At 42.7% G+C, this 25,244-nt stretch carries 26 protein-coding genes; 16 read left to right on the top strand and 10 right to left on the bottom strand.

What is annotated here, in order from left to right; all coding sequences use genetic code 11:
* The first annotated feature begins 16 nt into the window (after window positions 1–16).
* From nikC to P5G49_RS11285, 10 genes are all read left to right on the top strand, one after another.
* Window positions 17–910, top strand: coding sequence for a nickel transporter permease (gene nikC / locus P5G49_RS11330; protein WP_301243873.1), 894 nt, complete (start codon window positions 17–19; stop codon window positions 908–910).
* A 16-nt stretch (window positions 911–926) separates the two neighbouring features.
* Window positions 927–1,868, top strand: coding sequence for an ABC transporter permease (locus P5G49_RS11325; RefSeq protein WP_301243871.1), 942 nt, complete (start codon window positions 927–929; stop codon window positions 1,866–1,868).
* A 27-nt stretch (window positions 1,869–1,895) separates the two neighbouring features.
* The gene (locus tag P5G49_RS11320; RefSeq protein WP_301243869.1) at window positions 1,896–2,948 is read left to right on the top strand and encodes an ABC transporter ATP-binding protein; all 1,053 of its coding nucleotides are present in this window, start codon (window positions 1,896–1,898) and stop codon (window positions 2,946–2,948) included.
* Window positions 2,893–3,924, top strand: coding sequence for an ABC transporter ATP-binding protein (locus P5G49_RS11315; protein WP_301243867.1), 1,032 nt, complete (start codon window positions 2,893–2,895; stop codon window positions 3,922–3,924). The genes P5G49_RS11320 and P5G49_RS11315 overlap by 56 nt, the downstream gene beginning before the upstream one ends.
* Window positions 3,925–4,192: 268 nt before the next feature.
* Window positions 4,193–4,783 carry an NEAT domain-containing protein gene (locus P5G49_RS11310; protein WP_301243865.1) on the top strand — a complete coding sequence of 197 codons (591 nt, stop codon included), beginning with the start codon at window positions 4,193–4,195 and terminating at the stop codon, window positions 4,781–4,783.
* Window positions 4,784–4,804: 21 nt separating this feature from the next.
* Window positions 4,805–6,268 carry an NEAT domain-containing protein gene (locus P5G49_RS11305; protein ID WP_301243863.1) on the top strand — a complete coding sequence of 488 codons (1,464 nt, stop codon included), beginning with the start codon at window positions 4,805–4,807 and terminating at the stop codon, window positions 6,266–6,268.
* A gap of 69 nt (window positions 6,269–6,337) precedes the next feature.
* Window positions 6,338–7,303, top strand: a complete 966-nt coding sequence (locus tag P5G49_RS11300) for an NEAT domain-containing protein (RefSeq protein ID WP_301243861.1) — start codon at window positions 6,338–6,340, stop codon at window positions 7,301–7,303.
* A 24-nt stretch (window positions 7,304–7,327) separates the two neighbouring features.
* The gene (isdE, locus tag P5G49_RS11295; protein WP_301243860.1) at window positions 7,328–8,206 is read left to right on the top strand and encodes a heme ABC transporter substrate-binding protein IsdE; all 879 of its coding nucleotides are present in this window, start codon (window positions 7,328–7,330) and stop codon (window positions 8,204–8,206) included.
* Window positions 8,207–8,223: 17 nt separating this feature from the next.
* Window positions 8,224–9,216 (top strand): FecCD family ABC transporter permease, encoded by a 993-nt coding sequence (locus tag P5G49_RS11290; protein ID WP_301243858.1) that lies wholly within the window; start codon window positions 8,224–8,226, stop codon window positions 9,214–9,216.
* Entirely contained in the window at window positions 9,206–9,976 is a 771-nt protein-coding gene (locus P5G49_RS11285; RefSeq protein WP_301243856.1) for an ABC transporter ATP-binding protein, read from the top strand. Before P5G49_RS11290 ends, P5G49_RS11285 begins: the two co-directional genes overlap by 11 nt.
* 249 nt (window positions 9,977–10,225) lie before the next feature.
* Here P5G49_RS11285 and P5G49_RS11280 read toward each other — a convergent pair whose 3' ends face one another.
* Entirely contained in the window at window positions 10,226–10,366 is a 141-nt protein-coding gene (locus P5G49_RS11280; RefSeq protein ID WP_301243855.1) for a hypothetical protein, read from the bottom strand.
* The gene (locus tag P5G49_RS11275; protein WP_301243854.1) at window positions 10,366–11,667 is read right to left on the bottom strand and encodes a helix-turn-helix domain-containing protein; all 1,302 of its coding nucleotides are present in this window, start codon (window positions 11,665–11,667) and stop codon (window positions 10,366–10,368) included. Before P5G49_RS11275 ends, P5G49_RS11280 begins: the two co-directional genes overlap by 1 nt.
* 296 nt (window positions 11,668–11,963) lie before the next feature.
* Between P5G49_RS11275 and P5G49_RS11270 the strand changes: the two genes are divergently transcribed.
* Entirely contained in the window at window positions 11,964–12,122 is a 159-nt protein-coding gene (locus tag P5G49_RS11270; protein WP_301243852.1) for a hypothetical protein, read from the top strand.
* A gap of 129 nt (window positions 12,123–12,251) precedes the next feature.
* A complete protein-coding gene (locus P5G49_RS11265; RefSeq protein WP_301243850.1) occupies window positions 12,252–12,590 on the top strand; it encodes a hypothetical protein in 339 nt (112 codons plus the stop codon).
* Between the two features lie 9 nt (window positions 12,591–12,599).
* Here P5G49_RS11265 and P5G49_RS11260 read toward each other — a convergent pair whose 3' ends face one another.
* The 4 genes from P5G49_RS11260 to P5G49_RS11245 form a co-directional block, all read right to left on the bottom strand.
* Complete coding sequence (locus P5G49_RS11260; protein ID WP_301243848.1) at window positions 12,600–13,142, bottom strand: manganese efflux pump MntP; 543 nt, start codon at window positions 13,140–13,142, stop codon at window positions 12,600–12,602.
* Window positions 13,143–13,274: 132 nt separating this feature from the next.
* Complete coding sequence (locus tag P5G49_RS11255; RefSeq protein ID WP_301243845.1) at window positions 13,275–13,457, bottom strand: hypothetical protein; 183 nt, start codon at window positions 13,455–13,457, stop codon at window positions 13,275–13,277.
* A 70-nt stretch (window positions 13,458–13,527) separates the two neighbouring features.
* The gene (locus P5G49_RS11250; RefSeq protein WP_301243844.1) at window positions 13,528–14,628 is read right to left on the bottom strand and encodes an ABC transporter ATP-binding protein; all 1,101 of its coding nucleotides are present in this window, start codon (window positions 14,626–14,628) and stop codon (window positions 13,528–13,530) included.
* A gap of 122 nt (window positions 14,629–14,750) precedes the next feature.
* Window positions 14,751–15,203 carry a competence protein ComK gene (locus P5G49_RS11245; protein WP_301243843.1) on the bottom strand — a complete coding sequence of 151 codons (453 nt, stop codon included), beginning with the start codon at window positions 15,201–15,203 and terminating at the stop codon, window positions 14,751–14,753.
* Window positions 15,204–15,695: 492 nt separating this feature from the next.
* Between P5G49_RS11245 and P5G49_RS11240 the strand changes: the two genes are divergently transcribed.
* Entirely contained in the window at window positions 15,696–15,890 is a 195-nt protein-coding gene (locus P5G49_RS11240) for a hypothetical protein (RefSeq protein WP_301243841.1), read from the top strand.
* Between the two features lie 50 nt (window positions 15,891–15,940).
* Here the strand turns inward: P5G49_RS11240 and P5G49_RS11235 are convergent, their stop codons facing one another.
* Together P5G49_RS11235 and P5G49_RS11230 are read right to left on the bottom strand one after the other, a co-directional pair.
* Complete coding sequence (locus P5G49_RS11235) at window positions 15,941–16,930, bottom strand: ornithine cyclodeaminase family protein (RefSeq protein WP_301244005.1); 990 nt, start codon at window positions 16,928–16,930, stop codon at window positions 15,941–15,943.
* Between the two features lie 30 nt (window positions 16,931–16,960).
* Window positions 16,961–18,238 carry an MFS transporter gene (locus P5G49_RS11230; RefSeq protein WP_301243840.1) on the bottom strand — a complete coding sequence of 426 codons (1,278 nt, stop codon included), beginning with the start codon at window positions 18,236–18,238 and terminating at the stop codon, window positions 16,961–16,963.
* A gap of 163 nt (window positions 18,239–18,401) precedes the next feature.
* Between P5G49_RS11230 and P5G49_RS11225 the strand changes: the two genes are divergently transcribed.
* Window positions 18,402–18,944, top strand: a complete 543-nt coding sequence (locus tag P5G49_RS11225) for a helix-turn-helix domain-containing protein (RefSeq protein WP_301243839.1) — start codon at window positions 18,402–18,404, stop codon at window positions 18,942–18,944.
* Between the two features lie 35 nt (window positions 18,945–18,979).
* Here the strand turns inward: P5G49_RS11225 and P5G49_RS11220 are convergent, their stop codons facing one another.
* Complete coding sequence (locus P5G49_RS11220) at window positions 18,980–19,195, bottom strand: hypothetical protein (RefSeq protein WP_301243837.1); 216 nt, start codon at window positions 19,193–19,195, stop codon at window positions 18,980–18,982.
* 207 nt (window positions 19,196–19,402) lie between these two features.
* Window positions 19,403–20,350, bottom strand: coding sequence for a thermonuclease family protein (locus P5G49_RS11215; RefSeq protein WP_301243835.1), 948 nt, complete (start codon window positions 20,348–20,350; stop codon window positions 19,403–19,405).
* A gap of 278 nt (window positions 20,351–20,628) precedes the next feature.
* Here P5G49_RS11215 and P5G49_RS11210 point away from each other — a divergent pair, with 278 nt between their 5' ends.
* A complete protein-coding gene (locus tag P5G49_RS11210) occupies window positions 20,629–24,462 on the top strand; it encodes an AAA domain-containing protein (protein WP_301243833.1) in 3,834 nt (1,277 codons plus the stop codon).
* Window positions 24,463–25,206 (top strand): hypothetical protein, encoded by a 744-nt coding sequence (locus P5G49_RS11205; RefSeq protein ID WP_301243832.1) that lies wholly within the window; start codon window positions 24,463–24,465, stop codon window positions 25,204–25,206. It begins immediately after the preceding gene.
* Window positions 25,207–25,244 lie beyond the last annotated feature (38 nt).

Below are 25,244 nucleotides of genomic sequence, written 5' to 3'. Positions count from 1 at the left end.
GGGAAGGTGTTCAAACATGGTTCAACATACTCCTGTTGCAGGAATCGGGCAGAAGCGGTCAAGCCCAAGGGTTGAGGCATACAAAGCCTTTTGGCGTAGGCTCAGCAAAAATAAAGCAGCAGTTGTGGGCGGAGTTCTCATACTATTTTTTGTTTTGACCGGATTTATCGGGCCACTATTGACGACTCTTGATCCTTACGAGCCACAAATTTCGAATAAACTTAAGCCGCCTTCTGCTGAACATTGGTTTGGTACGGATAACTATGGAAGGGATATCTTTACCCGTATCATCCATGGCATGTCCATTACGATGAAAGTCGGATTTTTCTCCGTTGCACTTGGAGGAATTGTCGGTGTCTTCTTTGGCATCATTTCCGGCTATTATGGAGGAAAACTTGATACGGTCATCATGCGAATTATGGATGTCCTGCTTGCATTCCCGGGAATTCTTCTCGCGTTAGCGATTGTTTCCGTTTTAGGAGGAAGTGTGCAAAACATGATCATTGCGGTCGGGGTCTTCTCAGTCCCTGCTTTTGCAAGGATTGTACGCGGATCTACGTTATCGGTACGGAAACTGGAATATATCGATGCAGTAAAAGCGCTTGGAGCAAGTGATGCGCGAATTATTTTCAAGCATATTTTACCGAACGTCATGTCGCCTATCATTGTTCAGTTGACTTTACGGATAGCGACAGCTGTTTTGACAGCGAGCGGTCTTGCGTTTTTAGGGTTGGGTGCAAAGCCGCCAACACCTGAATGGGGGGCTATGCTCAGTGAAGGGCGGGCCTACATGCAGCAAGCGCCGCATCTTGTTTTATTCCCAGGGGTAGCCATTGTTATCGTCGTATTGGCATTTAATATCTTCGGGGATGGGTTGCGCGATGCGCTCGACCCGAAGATGAGAAAATGAAGGAGGAGGCAAATAGATGACAAAGTTTGTGATAAGGCGCCTACTCCAGACGATACCGGTCTTGCTTGGCGTTTCGATTCTAGTATTCTCTTTGATGTACTTAATACCAGGGGATCCGGCACAAATCATGGCTGGAGAAGGTGCGTCTCCTCAAACGGTGGAGCAGATCCGTGAGAAATTGGGTTTGAATGAACCTGCTCCCGTTCAATATCTCAAGTACATGAAAAATGTTGTCCAAGGCGATCTTGGAAACTCAGTCCGAAGCAACAGGCCAGTAATGGATGAAATAAAGGCTCGGTTCTGGACGACTGTGCAACTATCCTTTTATGCGACCATTCTTGCAGTTTTCCTTGGTTTGATAGCAGGAATTATATCTGCGGTACGGCATTATACATGGTCTGATATTTCCATTATGATAGTTGCCCTTTTTGGATTGTCGATGCCGAATTTCTGGTTCGGTCTTATGTTGATCCAATGGTTTGCAATCGGTCCCGACTGGTTGCCGGATTTTCTTAAAATGAGAGCATCCGGATGGGGGGACGACTGGAGGCAGCTAATATTGCCTGTTATCACACTTGGAACGGGCGGAGCCGCAATCATTGCGCGTATGACGCGGGCATCGATGCTTGAAGTCATCGGACAAGACTATATTCGCACGGCACGGGCAAAAGGGATGGGCGAGCGTGTTGTTGTCTATCGGCATGCTTTGAAGAATGCTTTGATCCCTGTCATTACTGTCGTCGGACTTGAATTCGGGGGCTTCCTTGGAGGTGCCGTTCTGACAGAATCGATTTTTGCCATTAACGGAATGGGGCGGCTTACGATCGACGCCATTCGAACACGGGATTTCCCGATTGTCCAAGGAACCGTCCTAATCATTTCATTCCTGTTTGTCTTCGTAAACTTGCTCGTCGATATATCCTACCGCTTACTAAATAAGCGGATTGACTTGAATTGATCCATGTTTGAAAGAGAGGTGTCCGGAATGGAAACGGTTTTGTTGGAAGTGCGCGATCTTCGCACATCCTTTTTTACAGATGACGGTGAAGTGAAGGCTGTTGACGGTGTCAGTTTCGCGCTGCCGTTAGGGAAGACACTTGGGATTGTCGGTGAATCCGGCTCGGGAAAGAGTATAACGGCATTATCAATTTTAAAGTTGATTGCTGATAATGGAAAAATAATTGGCGGTGAAATTCATTACAAAGGGAATGATCTGCTAACTTATTCGGATAAACAGATGCGGGATATTCGTGGAAATGCTATTTCAATGATTTTCCAGGAACCGATGACTTCATTGAATCCTGTCTTCACTGTTGGCCAGCAAATTAGTGAGTCAATAATGAAGCATCAGAACTTGTCAAAAAAAGCTGCGCTTGTCAAATCGGTCGAACTGCTGAAGCTTGTTGGAATCCCATCCCCGGATAAACGGATAAAACAGTATCCGTATGAGTTATCCGGAGGAATGCGTCAGCGAGTCATGATTGCGATGGCTTTGGCATGTAATCCGGAAATTCTTATTGCAGACGAACCGACAACTGCACTGGATGTGACGATACAAGCCCAGATTCTTAGGCTTATCCGAGAATTGCAAATGCGGCTGGGCATGTCGGTAATAATGATCACACATGACCTCGGTGTCGTTGCAGAAACATGCGATTATGTAGCGGTCATGTATGCCGGGCAAGTCGTCGAGTATTCGGATGTCGTTACGCTGTTCCAAAAGCCGAAACATCCTTACACAATTGGATTAATGAATTCATTGCCACGACATGATGTCGAAGTTGAAAAATTAGAGTCGATTAAAGGCAATGTACCGAATCCTAAGGAAATGCCTACTGGATGCAGGTTTGCACCAAGATGTCCGGCTGCAACAGACCTTTGTCGCAGGGAGATGCCTGCGCTGATGAAGGATGTAGAAGGAAATGACGTACGTTGCTGGATTTATAGTGAAAAATGGGAAGGCGAATCGGAGGTGATTGTCTATGGCGAAAAAAGAATTGCTGAAAGTCGAGGGACTGAAACAATACTTTCCGATTAAAGGTGGAATGATGGGCCGGACAGTTAACCATGTAAAAGCGGTAGATGATATCAGCTTCACAATTTACGAAGGCGAGACGGTCAGTATTGTAGGGGAATCAGGCTGTGGAAAATCAACAACGGGTCGTGCTATCCTTCGATTGGAAGAGCCGACGGAAGGTTCGATCACTTTTGATGGTCATGAACTGACGACTTTGTCGAAACGTGAAATGAGGAAGCTGCGGAAAGACTTGCAAATCATCTTCCAAGACCCATATGCATCCATCAACCCGCGCCAAACGGTAGCTAATCTCCTAAATGAAGCGATGACAATCCAGAAGGTGGTCCCTGCGAAGGACCGGCGAAAAAGGATCATTGAGTTGCTTGAAACAGTCGGATTGAATGAATACCAGGCAGATCGTTATCCACATGAGTTTTCTGGTGGGCAACGGCAACGGATCGGCATTGCACGGGCATTATCGGTCAAACCGAAACTGATTATATGTGACGAGGCAGTCTCTGCTTTGGACGTCTCCATTCAGGCACAGGTGCTGAACTTGTTAAAGGAACTCCAGGAAGATTTTAATTTGACGTATTTATTCATTTCACATGATTTAGGAGTTGTCCGCCATATTTCCGATCGGGTCATTGTCATGTATTTAGGGAAAATTGTGGAAATCGGCGATAAATACTCGATATTCGAGAACCCAAAACATCCATATTCGAAAGCATTATTATCTGCGATTCCCATCCCGGACCCGACGCGGGTGAAAAAGCATATCGTTCTAACAGGCGATGTTCCTTCACCCATCGATCCACCTGCAGGCTGTCGATTCCACACTCGTTGCCCATTTGCACAGGATATATGTAAAGTTGAAGAACCCAAGTTATTCACACATGATTCAATGATTGACGGCCACCAAGCCGCCTGTCATTTTGTCGAGGAAATCGAAAATGGCGATTTGCAGGCAAAAGGGTTTGAAGAGGCGGTTTTTTAAGAGGTCTAAAAATGAATAACAAAATGTGCTCACTTTATAAAGGTGATATTTCGTTCAAAATTGAACGGGATATCACCTTTTTCCATTGGTTTCTCTGATTTTCGAACCGACTGTCGGGATTATTGCAAATCAAACCCTTTACAGTTCAAATCGTCGTCACTTTTTTGTGAACGATATGTGACGGTTGGGAAAAAGTCTATTAAATTACAAGGATGTAAGATAGTATTGTGAGGAAATGATAACTGTTCTCATTGGAAGAGGTGAGGGGTTGGCTAATCGAAATCTAGTTAAGGGTTGGGCGGTTATTTTACTGCTTGCTTTCTTTTTTATAGCAAATGGTACGGGAACTTTGGCTGCATCTTTAACGGATGGTATTTATACAGTTGAATATGAGTTGTTGCAAGCTGATAGTGATTCCGTTTCCATCGCGAATGATTATTTTGTTAAACCTGCGTTGCTAAAAGTGAAGGACGGAGACGCGTACATGCAGTTAACCGTGAATCATAGCAACTGGGTGAAAGAGTTAAAGGCGCAGGATGGCGATAACTTTGTAGAAGTGAACGTTGTCGGCTGGGATGATGAAACGGATTTACGCGTCGTCCAATTTAAGGTGGATGGTGATCTTGTAGAGCCATTTCCGCTAAAGATGCGTGTTGCAATTGAAGAGATGGAGCCGGCTTACGATCATGCCTACACAGTCCGAGTTGCCGTCAAACTTGATTCCGCCGAAGTGACAGATACGGGTTGGTTAGGAGAAGCCGAGTCCGAAGGTACAACAGGAAATACTTTTATTTACATAGCGATCGCAGTGGTTGCTGTTGTAGCATTCCGATTGATGCGATCGAAAAAAACGAACTGATACTTAAAGGAGAGTTAATTAATGAAGAAGAATTTGATGATGCTTTTAACAGCTATTCTTGTTTTATTTACAGCGGTTCCTGCACTTCCATCAGCAGCTGCTGAAGTGAACGCGCAAGAACAGCAAACATATGAACTACCATTTAAAGTGCTTCAAGCAGATAGTGATGAAGAATCGGCTGCAGCTAAATTTGTAAAAAGCCCTGCGCAAATCAAAGTTGAAAATGGTAAGAGAATCGTTTATATGACATTGTTAGATAGTCAGTACTGGCAAACTATGAAAATCCAAGATGGCAAAGATTTTGTTGCTGTTGAAGTTGTAAGTGAAGATGAAGAAGCAAAAACAAGACTTGTTAAGTTTGAACTTAAAGATGTTAAGAGCGTATTAAGCGCGAAAGCTCATATTATCGTTACTGGCATTCCAGGATTAGGCGTCTATGATAAGACACATGACATCCGTTTCCAATTTGACGGAAGTGCTGTTCCTGCTGAGAAAGAAGAAAAGCCGAATGAAGATGCAACTGAAAAACCAAGTGTAACTGTAAAAGATGGAAACTATACAATCGACTTCAAGGTATTGCATGAAAAAGAAGACAAAGATTCTTCAATGGTAAGACATATGGAAACTACTGCAGCATTAGCTGTAAAAGACGGTAAAAACATTGTTACTCTTAAATTAACAAACAATGAACAAGTTACAGGATTCCAAGTGGAACAAAACGGTGAATTCGTAGATGCGAAAGTCGTAGCCGTGAAAGTAGAAGAAAACATCCGCACTGTTTCCTTCGAAGTGGCGGATCTTAGTCAAATTAAGAATGCGAAAGTGACTGTTCATGTTGCTTCAGCAAATTATACAGGCCATCATGTTGTACGTCTTGCATTTGTTACAGATAGCATCAAATTAGTGGCGCCTGAGAAAGCCCCTGTTTCATTCAAAGATATCAATAATTCTTTTGCAAAAGAATATATCGTTGCACTTGCTGAGCAAGAAATCCTTAAAGGGAAAACTTCCGAGACATTTGCTCCGGACGATAAAATCACAAGAGCACAATTCGCAATGGTCATTGCTCGTGCATTGAAACTTCCAACACAAGAAGCGACTGGAACTTTCACTGATGTAACAAAAGATATGAAGACGATTGTTCAAGAAATTGAAGCTGCGAACCGTGCAGGCATCGTATTAGGTAAAAACGATGGCAAATTCAGTCCAAATGAAGAGATCACACGTGAACAGATGGCGGCAATGATCATCCGCGCAATCGAATATAAAAATGCATCCGCTTTGAAGGACGTTAAAACTGATGTAGGTTTTGCTGACGCAGGTCGCATCAATGACTATGCGAAAACATCAGTAACCCTAGCCGCTGGTCTTGGAATCATTGACGGAAGCACTGTAGACGGCAAGAAAGTTTTCCAACCTAAAGATAGCGCGACTCGTGCACATGCATCTAAAATGGTTTACAAAATGCTTGAAGTAATTAAATAAATTCACATTCAATTGCCGGCGTCGCACACATGCGACAGCCGGCGTTGTCTGTATCTAAAGGAGTCTAAGATGAAAACCAAAACACTTTTTTCGATGGTAATTGTGATGTTGCTTGCGTTCCTCATTCCTGTTATGGGGCAAATTCATGCGGCTAACGCGAAATACGCTGATGGTGATTATACCGTTCCGTTCTCCGTCTTAAAGGCAACGTCGAATGAGGAATCTGCTACTGTTGAATATATGGTGAGCCCTGCGAAAGTGAAAATGCAGAATGACAAGGCAACTGTAACGGTGACATTGAATAATAGTTCATGGTGGCAATCTTTCCAGGTGCAGGGAAGAGACGTGCAAGTCGTAAGCGAAGCGAATGATAGACGGGTCGTCAAATTTGACGTTGCAGATATATCACAGCCTGTGAATGCAAAGATTCATATAATCGTTACCGGGATTCCAGGGTTTGATTATGATAATAAATACGATATCCGCCTCGTTTTCAACACATCATCCTTTCCACCAGCACCAGTCCAAACCCCTGTAACACCGCCGGCTAAGGAAACGAAACCGGTGACGAAACCGGTGACGAAACCTGCAGCGAAGCCGGAAGTGAAACCTGAGGTGAAACAGGTGCAAAAGCCTGCTGGACAGAAGACAGAAAAGCCGGCTGAGAAAACGGACGTTACCAAGAATGAAGTGGCTGTAAATAAATCTGAAACGGCAAGCAAGTCAGCTGATACCGAAAAAGACGAGAAAACGGTGAGCACTTCAACGGAGAAAGGCGTTTCGGATGAAACCGAAGATGTCTCAAACGACGAAGAGGATGAACTTATTGCTTCTGAAGAAGAAAAGGAAGAAGCAGCAGATGAAGAAATTGAAACCGAAATAGAAGAAGCTGCACAAGAAGAGGCAGTTGCAGTTGAGGTCTCGGATGAAAAGGATAGTTCAAACACAACCTTGTTCATCGCATTGGCTGTAGGATTCGCGGTTGTTGCAGGCGGCATTGCATATGTTGCTATGAAGAAACGCGCTCGTAAATAAGTGCGCACAAGGAGTTGTTCAGGAATGAAAAAGGCTATTGGCTTAATGGGCTTGATGATCCTTGTCGTGTTAGGCGGCTGTTCTTCAGGGAATGACAAGGCGGTCTTACAAGCAACGGATGTACCGGACGGCGATCGAATTGTTGCAACTACCGTCGCATTGACGGAAATTATGGATGCCCTTGATATCGATTTAGTTGGCGTGCCTTCGAGCTATAAAGATCTGCCTAAGCGATATGCCGATGCGAAAGAAGTCGGCAATCCGATGAGCCCTGATATGGAAACGTTGCTTTCCTTAAAACCGACGGAAATCTATTCAGTGACAACGTTGAAATATGATTTGCAAGAGATGTTTGAAGAGCGCGGGATCAATATGACGTATGCCAATTTGGAAAGTATCGACGCGATGCATCAAGAAATCTTGCGCATTGGCGAGAAATATGACCGTATGCAGCAGGCGGAAGCAATCGTAGCGGAGTTTGAGGAGAAGGTGGCTAAAATTGAGGCGGCGGCTGAGGGGAAAGAGAAGCCGACTGTATTAATTCTACTTGGAATTCCTGGAAGCTATTTGGTTGCAACAGAGCACTCATATATTGGAGACCTTGTGAAGCGCGCTGGTGGCGTGAATGTGATTACCGGGGAGGATGTTGAGTTTTTATCCTCCAATACGGAATACTTGCAGCAGGCGAATCCAGACATCATTTTGAGGGCTGCACACGGAATGCCGGAACAGGTAGTGGAAATGTTCGATAAGGAATTCCGCACAAATGATGTTTGGAAGCATTTCAATGCTGTGAAGAATGGACGCATTTATGATTTAGAGGAGAAACTATTCGGTACGACAGGCAATTTGGCTGCAGCTGAGGCGCTTGATGAATTGCAGAAAATGCTCTTCCCGGAATGAAGAAGGCAGGTTGAAATATGTCTTGGTTTACTAAAAGAAGGCTCAGTTTTATAGTCATTATCGCGTTGCTTGCCGTCGTTTTTGTGAAATCGGCATTGACAGGAAGCATTACTGTGACGCCGTTTGAATTGATTCAAGGGTTGTTGACGGGAACGAATGATGACGTCGCAATCATTAAAGATCTGCGATTTCCAAGGATACTGATCGCGGTGTTTGCGGGGGCTGCCTTGTCAGTGGCTGGTGTGCTGTTGCAGGCTGTCATGCGTAATCCGTTAGCTGACCCGGGCATCATCGGGGTATCTGCGGGCGCAAGCTTCATGTCCATTTTGTTGATTGCAGTTTTTCCCACGTTATTCTTTTTTGTACCGTTATTTGCGTTTTTAGGCGGTGCGTTAGCATTTTTGCTGGTGTACTCATTATCTTGGAAGTCGGGGCTTGATCCGCTACGAATGATTTTAATCGGGATAGCGGTCAACGCGCTGTTCACAGGATTGAGCCAGGCGATAGGATTTAGTGGCGGCGGGCTTACGCAGTCGATGAGCCAGGTGACGACCTCGACATTGACGATGAAGAAGTGGAGCGATGTCGATGTGATAGTGCTCTACGGAAGTGCCGGCATTATCCTATCCTTTTTCGTCTATAAATGGTGCAATTACTTGGCGCTTGAAGATAAGACCTCGAAGAGTTTAGGAGTCAATGTAAATCTCGCAAGGTTCGTTATTGCATTGATCGCCGTCTTGTTGGCATCTGTCGCGACTGCCGTTGCGGGTATGTTTGCGTTCGTCGGACTACTCGTTCCGCATATCGGAAGGACGTTAGTCGGCAATGACCATAAAGTACTCATTCCGTTTTCCGCGTTGGCAGGAGCGCTCTTGATCCTGCTTGCAGACACGCTTGGCCGTGTATTGATCGCGCCTAATGAAATCCCGGCATCCATCATCGTCGCAGTTATCGGTGGACCATTCCTCATATTCCTGTTGAGAAAGAGTGATCGCATTTATGGATATTAACGGTGTCACGTTTTCCTACGATAAAAAGCTGAATACATTGCACGGCGTCGATGGCACCATCGAACCCGGGAAAATAACGACAATCATCGGTCCAAACGGATGCGGGAAATCCACATTACTTGGTGTCCTGTCGAATCACCATCGCCCGCAAAAAGGGGAAGTTGTATTGGATGGTAAATCATTGACCGAGTTCAAGCCAAAAGAACTTGCGAAAAGGCTCGCCGTCGTCCATCAGCAAAACAATGCGCCGTCTGATATGACCGTGGAAAAGCTGACGGCATACGGGCGTATTCCATATAAAAACCTCTTCTCCTCATCGACGAAAGAGGACGAGGAAGCGGTTGAATGGGCGCTTGCAAGCACCAACCTGCTTGATAAACGGAAGACGCCGATTGACCAGTTATCCGGTGGCCAGATGCAACGTGTTTGGATTGCGATGGCGCTGACCCAGAAGACGCCGTATTTGTTTTTGGATGAGCCGACTACGTATCTCGATATATATTATCAATACGAATTGTTAGAGCTCATCCGTTCGTTGAATAAACAGCACGGCATCACGATTGTTATGGTATTGCACGATATTAACCAGGCAATTCAATATAGCGATACGATCATTGCGATGAAGGACGGGAAGATTGCTGTTAGCGGTGCGCCGGCGGAGATAATTACAGCTGATGCGATTAATGAGATTTATGGTGTCCAGGTGATTGTTAAGCATGATGAACAGGCTGGGATGTATATTGTGCCGGTGGGGATCTAAGTTATCTGAAAGAGGAGGTGAACCGTGTTAGGTTCGCTTCCTTTTTTTGTGGGCGTGGAGGTTCGCATCACAACGTAGAATGGCCGTATCACAACGTAAAGCGCTCGTATCACAACACAGACGCTTCGTACCACAACGTAATCGCCCCGTATCACAACGCTACCGTGTCGCATCACAACATATATCTTCCTACACATATTGAAATCAAATAAAAAAGGAACACCGAATCCAGGCGCTCCTTTTAGTTCATTAGTTTTGGATGTTGTAAGTTTTGAAAACCTTTGGTAATTGATCACCGACTGGCGTACTGCCTGCATTTGCTGAAGCATTGGATTGAATAGATAGTCCCAATACGATTGCAAGTAAAAGAATAGATAGCATTTTCTTCATTATATATCCTCCCATTTCTCTATTTTTCTATAAATATTACCGTATTTATTAGCTTCACGGTAATAAATAGATGACAGTTTATATTTCCTATTGTAATAGTACCAGTCTGCCAAAGCAATGGAATACTTATGAATTAACTTGAACTCTTGAATTTCCTTAAAGTACTGAATTGCGTCCAATGCTATTTCTTCGGATAGTCCCTCTTCACTATGAAGGGATTTGTAAAAATTAAAGTGATGAAAATAAAAACCTAGTCTTTCATCATCAGATTGCCTGATTATATTAAGGCCCTCATCAGCCCATTTCCTAACAGACTCTTTATCATTTAGCTTAGAGTATTCCATTACTAAGCAGTAAATCGAAATTAAGTTATCAGTATCACGTTCAACAACTCTTTTGTTTAAACTTTTTTCAAAGTATTGAATAGCATCTTCGCTATTCCCCATTATACCATTAAGTGTGCCTATATTATGATAGATAATCCCTTTTTGACTATCAAGATGAAATTCTTCACAAATTTGCATGGCTTTTGAGTATGCTTCTAAAGCCTCTTCGAACTGTTCATTTTGTTTTCTAGTGACACCGATGATAATATAGCACTCCAAAACCCTATTCATCTGCAATGTTTCCATGAAATAATCAAGAGCTTTTCGGATATAATCAATTGCTAAAAATATATTTGCCTCTGCGGTATACAGAATTGCGATTACATAATAGATCTCTGCTTTTTCCCAATCCCCAAGTGGAATCTTATCCAAATCCTCTACAATTTCTTCAAAATATGAAATTGCCTTCTTTCGTATTCCCGAATTATAGTAATACAATGCCTGATTGAGTAGAAATAAATACTTTTGATAAACATCAAAACTATCAACTGAACTACTTAAAGCTTCAATCTCCCTACTCAGTTCATCGAAGTTTTTACCCAAGATCAACCGAAACCTTAAGGTAATTAATAAATATGTATAGTATAGGGAATCGTTTTCGAATAATGGGCTGTTCTGTTCCAGGTATTCAAGTTTTCCAGCTGTGAGTTCGACACTCCTTGAAGTAATCACCAATTTATATGTTGATAAAAGCAACTCTTTGAACTCTTTTTCAGCCTGTAAATCTTTTTTCTGCATTTTCCCTGGATCTAACCCTAAACGTTCAAATAATAGCTCTGCAATGTCTTCACTCGGTTCAATTAAATTCCGTTCAATTTTAGATAGGTAAGAAGGCGTGCAAATGCCTTTTGCAAGGACTATTTGTTTCATATCTTGACGTACACGTTCAGCACGAATCAAATGACCTATTTTCATATGCCGACCCCTCTCTTTATTATCATAGTACATTAATAGTATAAACCAAATCAAATTAATTTGAGAAATATTTATTGAAATCGGCAAAAAAATAGGCTTTTCTAAAAAGAATGTCCCAACAGGAAAAACTTCAATCTGCATTCCAATCATGATATGTTTAATACAGGAAGAATTAAGGGTATGCTAACGAGGACTTTTTACTTACAGCAATTGTGGAAATTTGTTTGTTGCTTATGTGAATAGGTCTAATATACGATTCAAAAATTTGAGACGATAAAAAAGGAGTGTGAAGGGTTATGTTAATGCCCATAGAAAACGAGAATACAGCAGAATTCCTAGACATCGAACTCATGGAAATGAAAATGGAACTGCTACAATTTGTGAAGAACATGCAATCTAAAGGATTTCTGAAAACAGTTGACTACCACGAGTTATCTGACACATTGGATATGTAATGAATGAAAGGTGAAACGGGAATTTGCAAAAGCATCCCGTTTCACCTTTTATGTTTTCATAGGAAATAATAACTTATAAAGAGGATTTTCCCCTTCAAACGCGAAATAATGTACTGAGGGGGAGAAAAGATGGAGCAAAAAAAGATTGAACTTCCAAACGATTTGTTCGATGGAATGATGTATTTGACACAAGTCATTAGCCCTGCAAGGGACCATGTCGCAATTGTTATTATGGGGGAGAATATGGATGAGGACGCATATGATCCGGATGAATTTTCCGTCATTCGCCTTTATCTATTTATTGACGATGGACGGGCGTTTAGTCCAGTGCAGGAGATTGAAGCGTTTTCTTTTAAAGGCTTGGAAGATGCGTATGGCTTTCTTAAAGCATTACCCGAAATGTCTGCTATGGATTTAATGTTACGTATGAATGGATTGACGGATATGATTGCCCCGCAAGTACAATAAAATAGCGGTTCACAAGAAAATCTCATAAATCCCGATTAGGATCAAAAGAAGTCCGCCGATGCGTTCGGCGTGTTTTCCGAAAAAGGTTTTGCCGATTTTATGGCCAAGCCGAATACCGATAGAAATGGATATGAATGAGAAGAAACCGACTGAAATAGCTGTGGATAAAGGAGGGGCACCTGTTATCCCTGCACTGAACCCGATTGAGATACAGTTGAGCGCTAAAATGAATCCAAGGATGATCGATTCTTTCCAATTGATAGTTGCAAATTTTTTAGCGTCTTCGCTACAGTCGGGGGATTTGAGACTAACCCATAATCCTAACGCAACTAAAAGTATGCCTCCAATAAGGTTGGAGAATGACAGCGCCATATAGTTTGATAGGATATTCCCGGCTATTATTGAAAGATATGCAGCACCCATTGAAATTATTGAGATTATCAAGTTATAAACGAAAGGAATCCGGTTGGAACGCAATCCGTATGCCATGCTAATTCCCAAATTGTCTATATTTGCAGCTATGCCGATAGCAATAATAGTGATCAAAAACAAAATAATCCCCCCCGCACTCTAATCTTTCTATTCATTATCTATATGGTTTGAGTGGTAGGAAGGGTGGGCAAAATTATGATTAAGCGCGAAAAAGCTGTTTCGAAGTCAACCATTCGACCTCAAAACAGCTTTTTATTCCCTTGTCTTTTTAACTCCGATAACCATCAGCCCAATCGCGCTTGTGATATTGAATAAAACCGCGATGACTAAGAAGGTCCACTTAAGTCCATCAGGAAGGGGGAGGGTGAGTGATAGGACTAGTGATGTACTGCCGATGACTAACAGGAGTAATAAGATTCGTATTTTATTCGTCATTCGGTGGCTCCTCTTTTTTATTACTTAATTTATCCTTTATTTTACCATAGATTAGGTACCACTTTCACTTTCACTTAATCCTATTCTCAGTTTCCTTTTCAAAGAAATGAGCTTTCTTCATATCAACGTACAACTTCACCACTTGGTTCGGCAGTACTGTCGCCTCCGCATGCAACCTTGCAATGAACGTTTGCTCACCAATTGATGTATAAACCATCAACTCCGGACCCGTTAACTCCGATGCATCTACCGTTACCTCAACAACCGATTCCGAATCATGAGATGGCATGTCAGACTTTAGGTGAATATGCTCAGGTCGGACTCCAAGGATGACGTCTTTTCCATCCAAATTCCGTTTTGTAAGCATGCTTAACTTATTTTGAGGAATTTTAAGTGATGCGTTGCCGACAACAAAGTGACCATTTTTAAGCGTACCTTCAAAGAAGTTCATCGCAGGAAAACCTATAAATCCACCAACAAACACATTGTCGGGATTCTCGTATACTTCCTTCGGGCTGCCGATTTGTTGGATGAAACCGTCCTTCATGACAACCAACCGGGTCGCCATCGTCATCGCTTCCGTTTGGTCATGCGTAACGTAGACCGTCGTAGTATTTAGGCGCTGGTGCAACTTAGTGATTTCAGCACGCATTTGCACCCGCAATTTTGCATCTAAGTTAGATAAAGGCTCATCCATCAAAAATAGTTCAGCGTCCCGGACAATTGCTCTTCCAAGGGCTACCCGCTGCTGTTGCCCTCCAGATAAATCTTTTGGCTTTTTGTTAAGGTGGTCCTCAAGCCCAAGAATAGTTGCTGCGTTATTCACTAGTTTTTTTATTTCATCTTTCGGCAACTTTCTAAGTTTCAATCCGAAAGCCATATTTTCGTAGACGCTTTTATGTTGGTAAAGTGCATAGTTTTGGAACACCATGGCGATATCACGATCTTTTGGGGGAACGTTATTCATCACTTTCCCCTTAATGCGCAATTCGCCTTCAGAAATTTCCTCGAGGCCAGCAATCATACGTAAAGTAGTTGACTTTCCGCACCCTGACGGACCAACTAAAACTATGAATTCTTTATCTAACACTTGCAAGTTGAAATTGGAAACGGCGATTGAACCATCCCCATAAATTTTATAAACCTTGTCTAATTCTAACTTTGTGGCCATTAGCGTCATACCTCCCTATCAACTACGACATAAGCATACCATCATGATAAAACTCAGCATAATAAAAAACACGCTATTAGTTACTAGCGTGTCGTCCATTTTGGCTGTTTTGCTAATGATGATTAAAAATACTTCTGATTAAATTCCTTTATTCCGGGAAGTATGTAATTTAAATTATTAGTTGATTGAGTGAATCTATGTATACGCATTCGTTTGCGGTCCATGAATTCCTTGGAAGCGGAAACCGTTATTGATATTCCATTTTTGAAAAGTACTTTGGTTCTATTTTTCTCTAAGGCTTGTGAAGTGAATGAATCACTTAGAATCCAAACACACTCACGAGTATTTGAGGCTGCTGTTTGGATAAATGCTCTGTTTGCCGTCACATTGTTAGCTGGATAAAATCCTCCCAGTAATGGGGAATTCCTTTTCTGTGAATGACCAAGAAGCTCCAGAGGGGTTTGCTCGGAAAGAAAAATGCCTTCTGTTGTGATAATCTCCGAAACGGAACTATTCGAGTTTGCCCATCTCAGTGCAAGCGCATCTTCGTCAAGAGTCACACTTTTACAGTACATAAACGAATCCTCCTTTTTACATAAGTCAAGTGTATTATATCACGGTAATTTTCCCAACTGTAGTAAAATTTCATTAATTATATAGGGAATTACTATCATTACGCTATAACGTGCATTTTTTGACTGAAAGTTAATTAAAAAGTTTATCCGTAAATATTGTGAAACAATAGGTAGGACTAAGTAAACGCTTTCATCTGATTTATACAGCATTTTCAAGTGCGATTTTCTTGCTGATTTTTGACGCTTTTAACGTACATTCACTCACCGACTTTGCTGGAAAGCCCTACTTGTATTATTACTCTTGCGAAAAATAAAAGTTTCCCTATTCTTTATCAGCATCCGACAGCATAAACTGTCGATGCAGGGGAGTTCACCTAACTTGCTGACGATTTTCATTGGTGATTGGCATATTTTATCAAAAAAATTCAATTTTCTAAAAGGAATAAACATCGTATAGTAAATGAAAAGATTGCCTTCCAAGGAGGAATGTATATGGCTAAGAAGATAGTAGCGATTGTATTGGCAATTTCCGTTGTTGCATTCAGTTTTGCGATTTTCGCAGCAGTTAAACCAGCAGTGGAACTACTTGCATCATTTGAAAAGCAATATGTGCAACATAAAAGTGATGTTAAACTTGTAATTTTGGAGGAGAATGAAGGGAAACTGATTGGACAAGCGGGGAAGTGAGATAATGATAAAAACGGCAAACCATAAATGCCTGCCGTTCAGGAAATTAATTAAACTTCTACTTCCACACCAATACCCAATTCAATTGCCTTACGATAGACTCCCTGTGCGACAGCTAAGTCGAAATAAGAGGCACCTACGGACTTGAAGAAGGTGATTTCCTCACTGTCTTCTCTGCCGCTTGCTTTACCTACAACAAGGTCCATCAACTCACCGTGTAACTCGTCATAGGACCAGTCAGGTTGTTCATTGGCATAGATTAATTCGCCCGCTTCTTCTTTGACACCAATTTCATCATCAGTAACGATCTTACTGCAACGTTTGATGAAAGTATGATCCATCTCCCTCATATGTGGTAGATAGGATCCGACGCCGTTGACATGTGTACCAGGCTTCACGTCATTTCCATTAAACACAGGCGTATTCGAGCGGGTACTGCAACTAATAATATCCGCCTGACGCACTGCAACAGAAACGTCCTCTACAATCTCAATATGGATGTTTTCATCAATACCGAAACTTAACAATCTCTCTTTGAATCGTTCGGCTTTGGAGATTGTTGGATTGACGAGCAATATTTTTTCGATTCCGCGAACCTCCAATACACCAAGGACCTGTTCGAATGCCATGCCGCCTGTTCCGATAACGGTAAGTACTTTCGCGTCTTCTCTTGCAAGGCGGTCAGTAGCAAGTCCACTTAATGCACCCGTCCGAAGCCTTGTTAAATAGGAGGCATTCATTAACGCAAGATGTTCTCCGTTTTTCGCATCGGTTACAAGGATGACCCCTTGCGTTGTCGGTTTGCCTACTGCTGGATTTTCAGGAAAGATTGAAACGGTTTTTATAGTAGAAAGTTCATTTGTTAAATCCGAGCTTGGCATATAGAGTATCGTTGCGTTGCGTTGTGGAAAACCAATGATCGTCCGATGTGGATTTAAGATTTTTTCTTCCACCTTCGCTCGTAAAATATGCTCAACATCACGCATGGCTTCTTTCATTCCATAAGTAGTTTGAATTTCTTTTTCATTGATAATTAAAATCGAAATCTCCTCCTTGGAATTTATTTACCTTTATTGATCAAGCGCTTCATTCTTCCGGTCTTTCACAGCCCAGATGGCTAAGAGGGAAACGACCGCCGTGAAAATAATGTAAAGCGCGACAGGAATATATGAATTGTTGAAATTTGCTAGTAAAGCAGTGGCAACAAGTGGCGCAGTACCTCCAGCTACAGCTGCTCCAATCTGATAGCCAAGTGAAATCCCCGTGTAACGGACCTCAGCAGAAAAGATTTCCGAGAACATTGTTCCAAGAACTGCAGTAATCGGTGCCCAGATAATGCCTAATCCGATAACGGTAGCGATTACAAGAAGGGCAACGGATCCCTGTTGAATCATCCAGAAGTATGGGAATGCGAACAGGATCATAGCGACCGTTCCCCAGACGTAAAGTGGTTTACGGCCAACTTTGTCAGATAGCTTACCCATGATTGGTATTAAAATCGTTGTAACAATTGTAGCAACCATGACGGCATTCAACGTTGCGGTCCTTGAAAAATCAAGATAAGTGGTTGCATAGGAGACGACGAATGTACTGAAAATATAAAACGGAGCTGTTTCAACAACTTTTGCTCCAATGGCAATAAGCACTTCACGCCAATGTGTCTTCAGAGTTGTGACAAGTGGAACTTTAGGAATTTCTCCGCGTTCTTTAACTTCCTTGAATGAAGGCGTCTCATCAATTCCTTTACGAATCCATAATCCAAAAACAACAAGCAATGCACTTAGGATGAATGGTACACGCCATCCCCATGTCATAAATGAATCTTCAGGGAGCATCGTCATGATTGACAATGCCAACGTTCCAAGCATCATCCCGATTGTAATCCCCATTTGCGGAACGGATCCAAAGAAACCACGCTTTTCTGGTGGCGCATATTCAACTGCTAATAAGAGCGCGCCGCCCCATTCTCCACCAATTCCTAACCCTTGAACGAGTCGAAGTGTGATCAAAAGAATTGGGGCCCAAATACCGATCGCTTGGTATGTTGGCAATAGCCCCATTCCAAATGTCGCAATCCCCATTAGACTTAGTGTTAAAACAAGAGTTTTCTTCCTTCCTATGCGGTCACCGATATGACTGAAAATAATTCCGCCGAACGGTCGGATGAAAAAGGCAAGAGCAAATGACGCATAAGCCAATAGTAAGCCGATTGTCGGGTCTTCATTTACAAAAAACACTTGGTTGAACACAAGCGCTGCAACCGTCCCATATAGGAAGTAGTCAAACCATTCTATGGAACTACCAACGAGACTGGCAATCAATACTCTGTTTAACTTTTTTTTCTCCATAATCTAATCCCCTTTGGTATAATTGAAGTAGCACTTCAAGCAATAAGAATAGGAATGAAAGCGCTTAACTTAATTAAATTGAAGTACCACTTCAATCTTAATAACACTATCATAGTTATACACTAATATTCTGTCAACAGTAATTTTTAGGAGAATGAGAAAAATGGCACTTAATCACTTAGGAGAAAAGATTAAAAGAATCAGATTAGAGCGAGGCATGACGCTAAAGATATTGGCGGAAAAAACAGGTTTCTCCATTAGTTTCCTTTCCCAATTGGAACGGGGAAAATCTTCTGCAACCTTGGAATCCTTGAAAAAAATATCAATTGCTTTCGGTGTAAATCCAAGTTATCTTTTCGAGGAAGAAAGGGTAGGTGAAGACCAATCCTTCATTTTTGAACAGCGAATGGACGCCCATCAAATTTACTACAAGGATTTGGGGGCGATGGTATCACCCCGTGATTTTGCCCCGTTGTATGTAGTCTTGAAACCGGGTCAAATAGAAGGGAATCTTATAACACATAAAGGCCAGGAATTTCTCTATGTCATCGAGGGAATCCTCACAGTCCGTCTTGAAGATAATATTTACGAATTAAACCCAACTGAATCAATCATGCTTGATTCAACGCGGCCACATTATTGGTACAACTATACTAATCAAGAGGTCAGACTGCTTTGTGTTTCCTCGGAAGTGAAGGGCGAATAAAAGAAAAGAAGCCTTGAATTTTGCACTCAAGGCTTCTATTTTTTATCTTCGCGATGATATTCCGCCACCTGCACCACCCGGACTTTTCCAGTATGCAACTCGTGATAAATACCACGGCTATCAGTGAATGAAATGTATTGATCCCGTTCTTTTTGAACAAGCTTTTCTGCACTCTCCATGGAATCCGTGTGAATAAAACGTCTAATATAATGTTCTTCATCATAGAAATACGTTATTTTAAACTCTTGCATAGTATGGTCTCCTTCTATTACATGTTTCTACATTATTTCTTGGGAAATGAGAAACTGGCGTTTTATATACCATTCCCTCTTCAAATCAAATTCATGCGGGATTTAAAAGGATGAATTTTGACAGAAACCGACTTTTTAACGTAATTAATCAGTCGAATTATCATGAAAAAACCGGGAGAAAAGAATTTCTCCCGGTTAAAATACTTCTTATTTTTCGCATGCAAAGTCATCTTTATCACGGTCCATTTTCGATTGATACGCTGGATGGCCCTTTGGAACACCGTTCGGATATTTCTTGCGAAGTTCCGTACAGTTTTGGAAGAACTCCGAGGTACCGGAAGAAGTGCCGGAAGTTGTGTTAGGCGATGTAGTAGGTTTAGACGTTGCCGGTTTTGACGTAGCGGCTCCCGATGCTGCGGGCGTTTGATTTGTCGAACTTGCTGCATCGCTATTGAACCCAGAATCCGTCGCGTAGTTTTCAACTGACCAGATGCCAAGCCCTTTTTTCTTCGCTACTGCCTGTGCTTCCTCGAAAGGTGACAGGTGACGCGTGTTCGGCGGATACACATAAGCAACCCGGGCCAGGCCTTCTGACAGCAATGTCTCTTGAACACTTTTTCCGTCAACATAAACGTAGGCAAGCAATCTGTCATATTTATCATAGCGCTCACCGACATCAAATTCGATTGAAAGTGCGCCGCTATTCACCAATTGTCGATTTCGCTCTTTAGCTTCCTCGCCAAACGGCTGCTTGCCAAGCCTTGGATGACTTGTTTCAGGTGTGTCGATCAATAAATAACGAACATTGATCTCTTTTCCTTCATAAAGGATCTTAATTGTATCACCGTCGATTGTTTTAACCAATTTGACGGGGATATGTGCTGTCGTACCTGAAGTGTCAGTCTTCTTCGCAGGGGCTGGTTTTGCAATGGAATCGACTTTTCCAACCGCTGTGCTATTTTTAGAAGCATCCGATTCTTTCGCTACATCTTTTGAAGTATCTTCCTCTGATGCCTTTTCCTTCGGTGTTACCTCACTATTTTTCTCAACTGTTTTAGTTGGTGCTTTTCCATTAGAAGTATCATTATCGTAAGTTTCCGCACATCCATAAAGAACAAAGAGTAATCCAACAATAACCGTTAACCAAAATTTCAAATTTAATGCCTCCACTAATTCAGAAAATCTATTTTAATTCTATGCCCAAATGGGACTTAGAATCATCAATTAGTATATCGGAAAAATAAATAGATTGCGAGGGGATTAAATGGAATTGTGAAGAGTCTTTCCTCGGAAAGCTACAAAGTCTCCCCTCAACCAGAAAAATCCTCATCCCCATCCAACGATTTCTAATTAATCCGAACGAATTTTTGTTGTATGATAGAACGTATGGTTTTAATTCGGAGAGGGATCAAAAAGGAAAGGAGGTTGTCCTGTTGGAAAAGAATGAAGTATTGAAGTGTCGACTTGATATGACGCACAGGGCGCGGAAAGAGATTGGAAATTGGGCGATTGATGAGAATGAACTATTTTCCATGCAGGATAATTTTGCGGTATACATCGAAAAACTTCCCGCAAAACAGGACAACATGACATTCTCCTTCTACTTCGACCCGGAAGCAAATGCACAGTTAGGCAACCACCTGAAAGAGCGGGTGGCGGTGATGGAATGTGTCTATAAAAACGAAGGCTTTCTTGCGACAAGTTTTCGAGTGAAAGGCCGTAAAGAGCCCGTTCGAACGAATCGCCGGCTTGGTGTCCGCCTGAAATTTATGGTCAACCAGCGTACGGGTAGTTCGATGCCAATCGACTTGTATACAAGCCTTCGGGAGTTGCCTGTTGCGCAGGAACGTTCGGAATATGTTGAAAAACGGATCAAGAGCTGGGAAGGATACTTACGGATCGAGGAGAAAAATGCGGACGTCGCCGATATAACTGCCCATTTTTCGCATGCGCATGTCAATGAATCCTTCAGCCAACTCACGATCACTTGCAGTGGGCTGGACGCGAAAGATTGGGGAGCAATCACAGGTTTCAGCGCGAAGCTGAAAGGCTCGGGCGATGATTTAGGGAATGTTGTCATTGTAAATCGCGGAAAACGCACGGTGAAAATTGAATTGAGCCGGAAATATCAAGCGATTGCAAGACGAGGCTCTTTATTGCCAAAAGATGCACGGGAAATTGTATTCAGTAATTTTGCGGAGTTAAGTCAGATCCGCCGGCTGCGTAAAGGGTTTAAGGACTTGCAGGATGGATTTGCGGCTAACCCGAATTTGGAAAAAATCTTATTCGAAGAACGGCCAGTCGTGCAAATTACAAATAAGCGGATGGAGTTGGAATTCCATCATCCGCTGAATGAGTTTCAACAGGAAGCGGTTATCGGAGCAATGTCAGCGAATGATTTATATGTCATTCAAGGTCCTCCCGGAACGGGGAAGACAACGGTCATATCGGAACTTTGCCATCAATTGATGAAGGCAGGGCAACGGACGCTTGTCGCTTCACAGTCGAATTTAGCTGTCGATAATGCGTTAGGGCGACTGCTGTCTGATCCGGGAATACGGATTTTACGGTATGGACGAACCGAGAGCATTGAGGAAGAAGGAAAGCGGTTCATCGAGGAAAATGTTGCCCTTCATTGGCGGGATGAGACGTTGGCTGCCGTGAATGAGCAGCGGGAGAAGCGTGCGGATCGTGAAAAGCAGATTCAACTTGAATTGGAAGAGAATCAAAAAGAGATAGATCGCCTGCAGGCGGAATTGGAAATTGTGGAACAGCAGATTGCGAATAAGCTTGCAGCTGAAGCTGAAAGCCGGGAATTGTCTAATCAGCTTGAACCCTTGCGGCAGAAGGAAAAGGAGATTATCGGTAATCGGATTGCGGTAGAGGAGCAACAAGCTGAGCTTTCCCGTTTGAAAGAAAAGCTCTCCTCTGAGATTAAAACTTGTGAAGAGGCATTTGAAGACGCGAAAATTAATCTCGAATCACATGAGGAAATGGCGAATACAGTACGCGAATTGGCGCGACAGCAGAAAATGCTACGATATTTCCAAACCGTAGATGCAATTGATTACGCAGAAATGGCTGTCCGTAGGTTGAAAGAGGGGTCGGGGGTTAATGAAGCAAGACGCGAGCCGTTAACTCGATTCCTTGAACAATTGCCTTCCGTTAAGAGACTGCAGGAACTTGAGAAGCTTTTCGTTGCTCACCAGCTTGAACCCACACTTCCCACAAAACTTGAAATCAATGCATTGCAACGTTTGCGTGTGGAAATTATAAAGGGGACGTACCCATATGCGCTTCTTGAATGGAATGAAGTGGCGGATCGTCTTTCAAACGGGATTGAGTATGCCGAGAAAATGCTGAAAAAGTATTTTTATCCTGTTGAAGAAGTCAGAAGTAATTATAATGACAAATACAAAACGCCTGAAGAAATGCATGAAATGCTTGATAAAATCAGCCGCTTCTTCGTTTTGCCAGCTACCAAAAAGACATTGGCGATGCCTGCGAATCCACAAAAAGCGGCGCTCTTACATCGACTTGCCGATAATCTATCTTATTTATATGGAAAAGCGGAGGAAGTTAAAAGGCATGCAGTGAATATAAAGGCGTCTTCCGATCGTGAAGCGGCGGGGCGATTCGCAACGTTGAAATCAGAAATCATGGATGAAATGATGGCTGAATTAAGCGAAATGAAGAATGATGAGGAGAAGGCAAGTCGGGAAATCATTGAACATGAAGTGCAACTTAACGGATTGAAAGAGGAAATTTTGGCACTAACCAATTTTGTGGACGAGCATATCATTCGCCATGATATTGAACAAACAATCGCTGAACTTGAAATGGTACTTGCTGATTTTGAGAAGCGGAAGGATTTATTCCTAAGAGCCGAACAAGCATTGAAGGAAATAAACGAAAAATCCGAGAAAACTGCTGATCAATTGTCGAATGTAAAGGAGACCTTTGCGGGTTTAATAGATGAAGAGTCTGAATTGCTGAATGAAATCCAAGAGCACGAATCTCGAATTCAGGATTTACAGGAGATCATTCAATCTGATCCCGAAAGTCGAAAACAAGAAATTAGTGAAGAAACCGAAGCGAAACAAACCATAACCGCCGGTTTACATAAAGAGCTTGGGCAATTGCCGATTGCGGGAGCCTTACAAGATGAATGGAGTGAATTGCTCGTCGGTGCAAGTGATTTTGACTTGGATGAAATCCGGAAACTGTATGTGAAGCATGCAAACGTCATTGGGACGACTTGTGTCGCTTCCGCACGACGTGATTTCATGGAGGATTATCCGAATTTCGACGTCGTTATCATAGATGAAGTATCGAAAGCGACGCCTCCGGAGCTTCTATTGCCAATGCTGAAAGGGAAGAAAATTGTTCTTGTCGGGGATCACCATCAGCTGCCGCCACTCGTCGGTCGGGAGACGATGGATGAATTCATTGAGGAAATTAAGGATGTTGAAGAGAAGAGTCAATTGCGCGGGATGCTGAAAGAATCGCTGTTTGAGCGATTGTTCAGGAGCTTGCCGAAGCAAAACAAGGCGATGTTGGCTATTCAATACAGGATGCATGAGGAAATCATGGAAACGATCACTCCGTTTTATGTGGACGGAAATTATCGCCTGCAATGCGGGTTGATGGATTCGGACGCGGCGCGTGATCATATGCTTTCATCACAGTACGTTAGACGCGATGACCATCTGCTTTGGTTTGATATGCCAAACGAACCTTCATATTTTGAAGCGCAAGTAAAAGGCGGAACGAGTCTTTTTAATGAAGCGGAATTGCGGAGGATCAGGGAGTTGCTCCTTGATATCGAATCGGGAACGGAACTTGCGAAGCGCGAGGGACGAATGAAGGCGGATGCGAAGAAAAGTGTTGGTGTAATTAGTTTTTATGGTGAACAGGTGAAGCGGATTGACCGCTTAATCGAACAGGAACTCATGCCGAAGCATTTACACTGCCGGACGGGTTCCGTCGATAAATTCCAAGGGATGGAAATGGATATCATCATATTGAGCTTTGTCCGGAATCACCATCAGCCAAGTGGAACAATTGGATTTGCCGAAGATTACCGTCGATTGAATGTCGCATTATCGCGTGCCAGGGAATTGCTGATCATTGTCGGCAGTTCTGAAATGTTCATGAACCGGCCGAAAAAGGCAGAGACGAAGGCGATGTATACAAGATTGGTCGAAAAGGTGAAGCAAGGCGGGGGATTCAAGGAGTTTGAGTTGGCTGCGGAAAGGAATGGCTAAATGGATGGTCTAAAAAAACATCTTCGGAATGAAATACTACGGGACCCGAATGTGAAACTGCTTGCTACGGAAGAATGGACATTGCCGATTCAAACGATCGATGTCGAATTTGAAACAGTAAAGCGGACGAAGATGGATGTCCTGATGAAAATGTTGTTAATCGCATTTCGGACTTCGGGGTTTTCTGCAATCGAAGAAGTGAGCGAAATATTGGTCGTTGAACCTTTATTCATTCAAGATAGCATTGACCGGATGAGCCGGGCAGGATTGATAGTTATGAATGGCGACGTTTATTCCTTGACCGAAGCAGGCAGGCAACAATTAGATTCTGGTACTTTTGTCGAGTCCCCTGAGATAGAGGAAGCTACTGTCCATTATAGCCCGTCGCATGAATTGTTTTTGACAGGCGAGCCCGGGGATGACGAAGGGAAGACATATCGTTATGCTGCGGAATTCCGTCATGTAAATAAAATCAGGGAAAGTGAATGGCGGGCGGCGCTTGATCAGTTGGATATAACAATTTCGGAAGGTGATTCGCAAAAGGTTGTCCATGCCATACTGTCTGTGAATGAATTGGAGAGGGTATCGGTTCCATGTCTTGAGTTCCGTTTGCATCAGACCGCCGAGGACAGGTTGTTTGCGAGGGTTTGGAACACGATGACGGGTCAGTGGGATGAAACGCTTGAGAAACAGATTATGGAGAAGGAAATTGCAGAGTGGCGTGAGAGGTATTTGAAGGACTAAAAAATGAAGCACCCATGGAGTTAGTTGTTCCATGGGTG

Origin of the sequence: Sporosarcina highlanderae (assembly GCF_030433715.1) — a bacterium.
Taxonomy (GTDB): domain Bacteria; phylum Bacillota; class Bacilli; order Bacillales_A; family Planococcaceae; genus Sporosarcina; species Sporosarcina highlanderae.
The sequence above is the reverse complement of the archived record's forward strand: the minus strand, read 5'-3'. Positions and strand labels throughout refer to the sequence as shown.

Bases quoted from the DNA above. Each gene is read 5' to 3' on its own strand.
- nikC (WP_301243873.1), top strand. From the start codon at position 17: ATGGTTCAACATACTCCTGTTGCAGGAATCGGGCAGAAGCGGTCAAGC.
- P5G49_RS11325 (WP_301243871.1), top strand. From the start codon at position 927: ATGACAAAGTTTGTGATAAGGCGCCTACTCCAGACGATACCGGTCTTG.
- P5G49_RS11320 (WP_301243869.1), top strand. From the start codon at position 1,896: ATGGAAACGGTTTTGTTGGAAGTGCGCGATCTTCGCACATCCTTTTTT.
- P5G49_RS11315 (WP_301243867.1), top strand. From the start codon at position 2,893: ATGGCGAAAAAAGAATTGCTGAAAGTCGAGGGACTGAAACAATACTTT.
- P5G49_RS11305 (WP_301243863.1), top strand. From the start codon at position 4,805: ATGAAGAAGAATTTGATGATGCTTTTAACAGCTATTCTTGTTTTATTT.
- P5G49_RS11300 (WP_301243861.1), top strand. From the start codon at position 6,338: ATGAAAACCAAAACACTTTTTTCGATGGTAATTGTGATGTTGCTTGCG.
- isdE (WP_301243860.1), top strand. From the start codon at position 7,328: ATGAAAAAGGCTATTGGCTTAATGGGCTTGATGATCCTTGTCGTGTTA.
- P5G49_RS11290 (WP_301243858.1), top strand. From the start codon at position 8,224: ATGTCTTGGTTTACTAAAAGAAGGCTCAGTTTTATAGTCATTATCGCG.
- P5G49_RS11285 (WP_301243856.1), top strand. From the start codon at position 9,206: ATGGATATTAACGGTGTCACGTTTTCCTACGATAAAAAGCTGAATACA.
- P5G49_RS11280 (WP_301243855.1), bottom strand. From the start codon at position 10,366: ATGAAGAAAATGCTATCTATTCTTTTACTTGCAATCGTATTGGGACTA.
- P5G49_RS11275 (WP_301243854.1), bottom strand. From the start codon at position 11,667: ATGAAAATAGGTCATTTGATTCGTGCTGAACGTGTACGTCAAGATATG.
- P5G49_RS11270 (WP_301243852.1), top strand. From the start codon at position 11,964: ATGTTAATGCCCATAGAAAACGAGAATACAGCAGAATTCCTAGACATC.
- P5G49_RS11265 (WP_301243850.1), top strand. From the start codon at position 12,252: ATGGAGCAAAAAAAGATTGAACTTCCAAACGATTTGTTCGATGGAATG.
- P5G49_RS11255 (WP_301243845.1), bottom strand. From the start codon at position 13,457: ATGACGAATAAAATACGAATCTTATTACTCCTGTTAGTCATCGGCAGT.
- P5G49_RS11250 (WP_301243844.1), bottom strand. From the start codon at position 14,628: ATGGCCACAAAGTTAGAATTAGACAAGGTTTATAAAATTTATGGGGAT.
- P5G49_RS11245 (WP_301243843.1), bottom strand. From the start codon at position 15,203: ATGTACTGTAAAAGTGTGACTCTTGACGAAGATGCGCTTGCACTGAGA.
- P5G49_RS11240 (WP_301243841.1), top strand. From the start codon at position 15,696: ATGGCTAAGAAGATAGTAGCGATTGTATTGGCAATTTCCGTTGTTGCA.
- P5G49_RS11230 (WP_301243840.1), bottom strand. From the start codon at position 18,238: ATGGAGAAAAAAAAGTTAAACAGAGTATTGATTGCCAGTCTCGTTGGT.
- P5G49_RS11225 (WP_301243839.1), top strand. From the start codon at position 18,402: ATGGCACTTAATCACTTAGGAGAAAAGATTAAAAGAATCAGATTAGAG.
- P5G49_RS11220 (WP_301243837.1), bottom strand. From the start codon at position 19,195: ATGCAAGAGTTTAAAATAACGTATTTCTATGATGAAGAACATTATATT.
- P5G49_RS11205 (WP_301243832.1), top strand. From the start codon at position 24,463: ATGGATGGTCTAAAAAAACATCTTCGGAATGAAATACTACGGGACCCG.